The 6,269-nt window shown below is 68.5% G+C and carries 7 protein-coding genes and 2 tRNA genes; 7 read left to right on the forward strand and 2 right to left on the reverse strand.

Annotated elements, in window-relative coordinates; genetic code table 11:
- Positions 1–76, reverse strand: a tRNA-Ala gene (locus HUU94_RS04280).
- Positions 77–156: 80 nt separating this feature from the next.
- The gene (locus HUU94_RS04285; protein ID WP_174273872.1) at positions 157–468 is read right to left on the reverse strand and encodes a TIGR02300 family protein; all 312 of its coding nucleotides are present in this window, start codon (positions 466–468) and stop codon (positions 157–159) included.
- A 127-nt stretch (positions 469–595) separates the two neighbouring features.
- Between HUU94_RS04285 and aroA the strand changes: the two genes are divergently transcribed.
- The 7 genes from aroA to HUU94_RS04320 all read left to right on the forward strand — a co-directional run bounded on the left by aroA (position 596) and on the right by HUU94_RS04320 (position 5,980).
- A complete protein-coding gene (aroA, locus tag HUU94_RS04290) occupies positions 596–1,933 on the forward strand; it encodes a 3-phosphoshikimate 1-carboxyvinyltransferase (RefSeq protein ID WP_254601935.1) in 1,338 nt (445 codons plus the stop codon).
- The gene (locus tag HUU94_RS04295) at positions 1,930–2,184 is read left to right on the forward strand and encodes a CBU_0592 family membrane protein (protein ID WP_174273874.1); all 255 of its coding nucleotides are present in this window, start codon (positions 1,930–1,932) and stop codon (positions 2,182–2,184) included. The genes aroA and HUU94_RS04295 overlap by 4 nt, the downstream gene beginning before the upstream one ends.
- A complete protein-coding gene (locus HUU94_RS04300) occupies positions 2,181–2,825 on the forward strand; it encodes a (d)CMP kinase (protein WP_174273875.1) in 645 nt (214 codons plus the stop codon). The genes HUU94_RS04295 and HUU94_RS04300 overlap by 4 nt, the downstream gene beginning before the upstream one ends.
- Entirely contained in the window at positions 2,822–3,415 is a 594-nt protein-coding gene (locus HUU94_RS04305; RefSeq protein ID WP_174273876.1) for a peptidylprolyl isomerase, read from the forward strand. Before HUU94_RS04300 ends, HUU94_RS04305 begins: the two co-directional genes overlap by 4 nt.
- 273 nt (positions 3,416–3,688) lie before the next feature.
- A complete protein-coding gene (gene rpsA, locus HUU94_RS04310; RefSeq protein WP_174273877.1) occupies positions 3,689–5,416 on the forward strand; it encodes a 30S ribosomal protein S1 in 1,728 nt (575 codons plus the stop codon).
- A 157-nt stretch (positions 5,417–5,573) separates the two neighbouring features.
- Positions 5,574–5,861 (forward strand): HU family DNA-binding protein, encoded by a 288-nt coding sequence (locus HUU94_RS04315; protein ID WP_174273878.1) that lies wholly within the window; start codon positions 5,574–5,576, stop codon positions 5,859–5,861.
- A 35-nt stretch (positions 5,862–5,896) separates the two neighbouring features.
- Positions 5,897–5,980, forward strand: a tRNA-Leu gene (locus HUU94_RS04320).
- Positions 5,981–6,269: the final 289 nt, after the last annotated feature.

Raw genomic sequence — 6,269 nt, forward strand, 5'->3', positions numbered from 1 at the left:
TGGTGGAGCCGTGGGGGATCGAACCCCAGACCTTCGCAATGCCATCGCGACGCTCTCCCAGCTGAGCTACGGCCCCACATATCCGCCGGCCTGGGCGCCGGCGGGGAAGCGCGCTTTAAGTCAGCGGCGCAGAGGCCGCAAGACCCTCGCCCGCGATCAATGCTCGTCTTCGTCCGCGCCGGTATCGACGCCGATGTCGTCATCGCCGCCGAGATCGACGTCATCGTCCGCGCTCGGCTCCTCATCCTCGACGCCGACCAGCTCGTCGGCGAGGTCGCTGCCTTCCTCGACCTTCTCGACGACGGGCTTGGGCGCGTCGAACGGCAGCGGCTGCTTCGATTTCAGCACCGGCTCGGGATACCATTGGACGCCGTTCGGGCTGGTGACGGGATTGTCCTTGCCCAGATCATAGAAGCGTTCGCCGGTTTGCGGGCAGGTGCGCTTCGTGCCCCATTCAGGTTTCACCACGATAACAAGCTCCAGATTTTGATTGGATCGGGCGACCGGGCGGACTGCGTCGCGTCCGGCGGCGCCGATGTTGGCGGCGCCTTGCCATGGCGCAGGGCCGCTGTCAAAGCCGCGCCCGATGCCCGAAATGCCCCCTGCCCCGGCCGCTTTCAAGGCTCGCGGACCGCTGAAGGGCCGCGTCCGCGTGCCCGGCGACAAATCGATCTCGCACCGCGCGCTGATGCTTTCGGCGCTGGCGGTGGGCACCAGCCGGATCGAGGGGCTGCTGGAGGGCGAGGACGTGCTCGCCACCGCGGCGGCGATGCGCGCGATGGGCGCCGTGATCGAGCGCGGCGCCGATGGCATATGGCATGTCGAGGGCGTCGGCGTCGGCGGGCTGCTCCAGCCCGCGACCGCGCTCGACATGGGCAATTCGGGCACCTCGACGCGGCTGCTGATGGGGCTGGTCGCCAGCCATGCGATCACCGCCGCCTTCGTCGGCGATGCCTCGCTCTCGAAGCGGCCGATGGGGCGGGTGACCGTACCGCTGGCGCTGATGGGCGCGGAATTCACCGCCAGCCCCGGCGGGACGCTGCCGCTGATGGCGCGCGGGCTCTGTCCGGCGGTGCCGATCGCCTACCGCCTGCCCGTCGCCTCGGCGCAGGTGAAATCGGCGATCCTGCTCGCGGGGCTCAACACCCCAGGCATCACCCGCGTGATCGAGCCCGTGCCGACGCGCGACCATAGCGAGCGGATGCTGCGCGGCTTAGGCGCCGAGCTGACGGTGGAGCAGGATCGCGACGGCGCGCGCCTGATCTCGATCCGTGGCGAGGCCGAGCTCCGCCCGCAGCGGATCGGCGTCCCCGGCGATCCCTCCTCCGCCGCCTTCCCCGTGGTGGCGGCGCTGCTGGTGCCCGGCTCGGACATCGTCGTCGAGAATGTCGGCCTCAATCCCACGCGCGACGGGCTCTACCGCATGCTGCGCGCGATGGGCGCGGACCTGACCTATCAGGACGAGCGCATCGTCGGCGGCGAGCCCGTCGCGGACATCCGCGTCCGCCATTCGCGCTTGCAAGGCATCGAAGTGCCCCCCGATATCGCGCCGAGCATGATCGACGAATATCCGATCCTGTTCGTCGCGGCGGCGCTGGCGAAGGGACGCACCGTCACGCGCGGGCTGGGGGAATTGCGCGTCAAGGAAAGCGACCGCCTCGCGCTGATGGCGCGCGGCCTCGCGCGTCTCGGGGCGCGTGTCGAGGAGACGGCGGATGGGCTGGTGATCGAGGGCAGCGACGGCGCGCCGCTCGCCGCCGACGGTCCCGTAGAGATCGCCGCCGAGCTCGACCATCGCATCGCGATGAGCTTCGCCGTCGCCGGCCTCGCCGCCGCTCATCCCGTCGCGGTCGACGACATGGCCCCGGTCGCGACGAGCTTTCCCGGTTTCGCCGATCTGATGCGCGGGCTCGGCGCGGAGGTGACGCCGTGAGTCCGCTGCTCGCCGATATCGTCGGCCTTGTCGGCGGTGCGATGATGGTGTTCGCCTACGCCTACAGCAACATCGCCAAGCGCATGGATTTCACGCTTTTCAACCTGCTCAACCTGGTCGGAGCGATCCTGCTGATCGCGTCGCTGACGATCCATTTCAACCTGGCCTCGATGGTGCTGGAGATCATCTGGGCGGCGATCGCCCTGCTCGGGCTCGTCAAGGCGTGGCGCGAGCGGAGGCCGGCCGCATGATCATCGCCGTCGATGGCCCCGCCGCCTCGGGCAAGGGAACGATCGCGCGCCGCCTCGCCGCGCATTTCGGGTTGCCGCACCTCGATACCGGGCTGCTCTATCGCGCGGTCGGCATCGGCGTGCTGCGCGCGGGCGGCGATCCCTCCAGCGCCGCCGATGCGCTCGCCGCCTGCGGTTTCGGCGCGGCGATGCTGCACGATCCCCAGCTCAAGTCCGAAGCCGCGGGCAAGGCCGCCTCGATCGTCTCCGCGCACCCGGAGGTGCGCGCGGCGCTGTTCGCGCGGCAGTTGGATTTCGCATCGCAACCCGGCGGCGCGGTGCTCGACGGGCGCGATATCGGCACGGTGATCGCGCCGCACGCCGCCGCCAAATTGTTCGTCACCGCCACCCCCGAGGCCCGCGCCGAGCGCCGCTGGCGCGAGCTCACCGCCTCTGGCCTCGCGGTCGATCAGAAACATGTCCTCACCGATATCCGCGCCCGCGACGAACGCGATTCGGTGCGCTCGGCAGCACCCCTGAAGATGGCCGGGGATGCGCGCCTGCTCGATACCACCGCGCTCGATGTCGAGGGCGCGGTGGCGGCGGCGCTTTTGCTCGTCGAGCGCGCGCTCCATCCGGCGGCCAACGACGGCGCGCGATGATCCGCCTGGCTCTGGCGGCGCTGCTGCTGCTCTTTATCACCCCTGCTTCGGCTGCCCCCGCGCCGACGGCGGGCCTTGTCAAGGTCCTGCTCAGGACCGAGGCGGGCTCGATCATCGTCGCGGTCGATACCCGCCGCGCGCCGATCACCGCCAGCAATTTCCTCCGCTACGTCGATGCGCACAAGTTCGACGGCATGACCTTCTATCGCGCCGCGCGCAGCAAATCGCGCCCCGGGGTTGGCCTCGTCCAGGGCGGGATCAACAATCGCGTCGCCAACAGCTTCTTTCCGATCCGTCACGAGCCCACCACCGTCACCGGCCTGCGCCACACCGACGGAACACTCTCGATGGCGCGGTTCGATCCGGGATCGGCGATGGGCGATTTCTTCGTCTGCCTCGGCGACGCGCCGACGCTGGACGCCTCGCCCGGCTATCCCGGCTATGCGGCGTTCGGGCATGTCGTGAGCGGGATCGACATCGTCCGCAGGATCATGACGCTGCCGACCTACCCCGGCGGGCTTTCGGCGGCGACGATGGGGCAGACTTTGGTCCGCCCGGTGCGCATCCTCTCGGCGCAGCGTATCCGGTAGACGAGCCCTCGGCACGAGCGCGCGGGGCTTGCCCGAACCGCCCTTTGCGTCTAAGGGCGCGCTGTCCTGCGGGCGGTGCTCGCGGAGGAAGGCGCGCGGCTCGTCCCGGATCGGGATCGCCGACGCGCCCTTTTCGCATCGGCGCTAAGCAACCTCCGCATGCCCTGTCCGGTGGATGCCGCACGGGCATTCGGCCCCTGCGGCGGATCGGCTGAAGACCTCCGGAGACAACCGGACGGCCGGAACAATGATTGCAAGGACCTAGAGCTGCTTATGGCCACGACGGCTTTTCCCACGCGCGACGATTTCGCGGCCCTTCTCAACGAAACGCTCGGCGGCGAGCAGACCGGCTTCGAAGGCCGCGTCGTCAAGGGCACCGTCACCGCGATCGAGAATGATGTCGCCGTCATCGATGTCGGGCTGAAGTCCGAAGGCCGCGTGCCGCTGCGCGAGTTCGCGCCCGCGCCGGGCCAGAAAGCCGAGCTCAAGGTCGGCGACGAGGTCGAGGTCTATGTCGATCGCGTCGAGAACAGCCAGGGCGAAGCGATGCTGTCGCGCGATCGCGCGCGCCGCGAGGCCGCCTGGGATACGCTGGAGCATGAATTCGCCGCCGGCAATCGCGTCGACGGCGTGATCTTCGGCCGCGTCAAGGGCGGCTTCACCGTCGACCTGAACGGCGCGGTCGCCTTCCTGCCCGGCAGCCAGGTCGATATCCGCCCCGTGCGCGACGTGCAGCCGCTGATGGACATCCCCCAGCCCTTCCAGGTGCTGAAGATGGACCGCCGCCGCGGCAACATCGTCGTCTCGCGCCGCGCGGTCCTCGAAGAGACGCGCGCCGAGCAGCGCACCGGCCTGATCCAGAGCCTCGCCGAGGGCCAGATCGTCGACGGCATCGTCAAGAATATCACCGATTACGGCGCCTTCGTCGATCTCGGCGGCATCGATGGCCTGCTCCACGTCACCGACATCAGCTACAAGCGCGTCAACCACCCGAGCGAGGCGATCAACATCGGCGATACCGTCCGTGTCCAGATCGTCCGCATCAATCGCGATACGCAGCGCATCAGCCTCGGCATGAAGCAGCTCGAGAGCGATCCGTGGGAGGGCGCATCGGCCAAATATCCGATCGGCGCCAAGTTCACGGGCCGCGTCACCAACATCACCGAATATGGCGCCTTCGTCGAGCTGGAGAGCGGCATCGAGGGCCTCGTCCACGTCTCCGAGATGAGCTGGACCAAGAAGAACGTCCACCCCGGCAAGATCGTCTCCACCTCCCAGGAGGTCGAGGTCGTGATCCTCGAGGTAGACGAGGACAAGCGCCGCATCAGCCTCGGGCTCAAGCAGGCGCAGGCCAATCCCTGGGATGCCTTCACCGAACGCCATCCAATCGGCTCGACGGTCGAGGGCGAGGTCAAGAACGCCACCGAATTCGGGCTGTTCATCGGCCTCGACGGCGAGATCGACGGCATGGTCCACATGTCCGACATCGCATGGGGCGTCACCGGCGAGGAGGCGCTCGCGCTGCATCACAAGGGCGAGACGATCAAGGCGCAGGTCCTGGCGGTCGAGCCCGACAAGGAGCGGATCAGCCTCGGCATCAAGCAGCTCGAGCGCGGCGGCGTCTCGACCGGTGCTGCGGCTCCGGCCGGCGGCGGCGGCGGCGGCGTCAACAAGGGCCAAATCGTCACGATCACCGTGCTCGCCGTCGGCGATGGCGGGCTCGACGTGCAGGTCGGCGACGATGGCGTCGCGGGCTTCGTCAAGCGCGCCGATCTCGGCCGCGATCGCGACGAGCAGCGGCCCGAGCGTTTCCAGCCCGGCCAGAAGCTCGACGCGATGGTCACGGGCTTCGATCGTTCGAAGAAGCCGACCTTCTCGGTCAAGGCGATGCAGATGGCCGAGGAGAAGCAGGCCGTTCAGCAATATGGCTCGTCCGATTCGGGCGCGTCGCTCGGCGACATCCTCGGCGCCGCGCTGAAGGCACGCAACGAGGATAGCTGATCCCGGTGGCCCGACGATGGCCCGGCTTTCGCGTTTGTTTACAAGGAAAGTCGGGCCGGCCATTGATCCATGTCTAGAATGACGGCATAGCTGCTGGCTCAAACCAGCGCGGCCCTACGACTGCCTCGCTGCAACCCCGGTTATGAAGGAGGGGCGGTTGATCAGATCGGAGCTTGTCGCCGCGATCGGTCGCGATCACCCGGATCTCGCGGTTCACGAGGTCGAGCGCATCGTGACCTGCATCTTCGATACGATCGCCGCGCGGCTCGCCGGCAACGGCCGCGTCGAGCTGCGCGGCTTCGGCACCTTCACGACCCGCGCCCGCGACGGCCGCACGGGCCGAAATCCGCGGACCGGCGAGTCGGTCGACGTCAAGCCCAAGCGCGTGCCCTATTTCAAGCCCGGCAAGGAAATGCGCCAGCGCCTGAACATCAAGGAAGATTGACCGAAGCGCTCCGCCGACCGAAAGCATGCGCGCGTGCGGACGTGGCGGAACGGTAGACGCTGGCGACTTAAAATCGCCTTCCCACGGGAGTGCGGGTTCAAGTCCCGCCGTCCGCACCATCCATCGACGCGCGGTCTGTTCGGCATTCGCCACAAACATTCCGCCTTTGTAGGAAGGAGGTCGGGCGAGGTCGCTCCGTTGCGTCCTCCCCCGGCGGGGGAGGTGGCAGCCCGCAGGGCTGACGGAGGGGTGTCGCCCTCTCGATAGCGTATCCCCTGCGTCTGGCTTCGGCCACCTCTCCTCCTAGATCCGTCCCGTTGACGTTGAGCTCACGTCACCCCGGCCTTGAGCCGGGGTCCCGCTGCCTGCCAACGCTGAAGAAGAAGCGGGACCCCGGCTCAAGGCCGG

The sequence above is a fragment of the Sphingomonas bacterium genome (assembly GCF_903644055.1).
Classification (GTDB): domain Bacteria; phylum Pseudomonadota; class Alphaproteobacteria; order Sphingomonadales; family Sphingomonadaceae; genus Sphingomonas_I.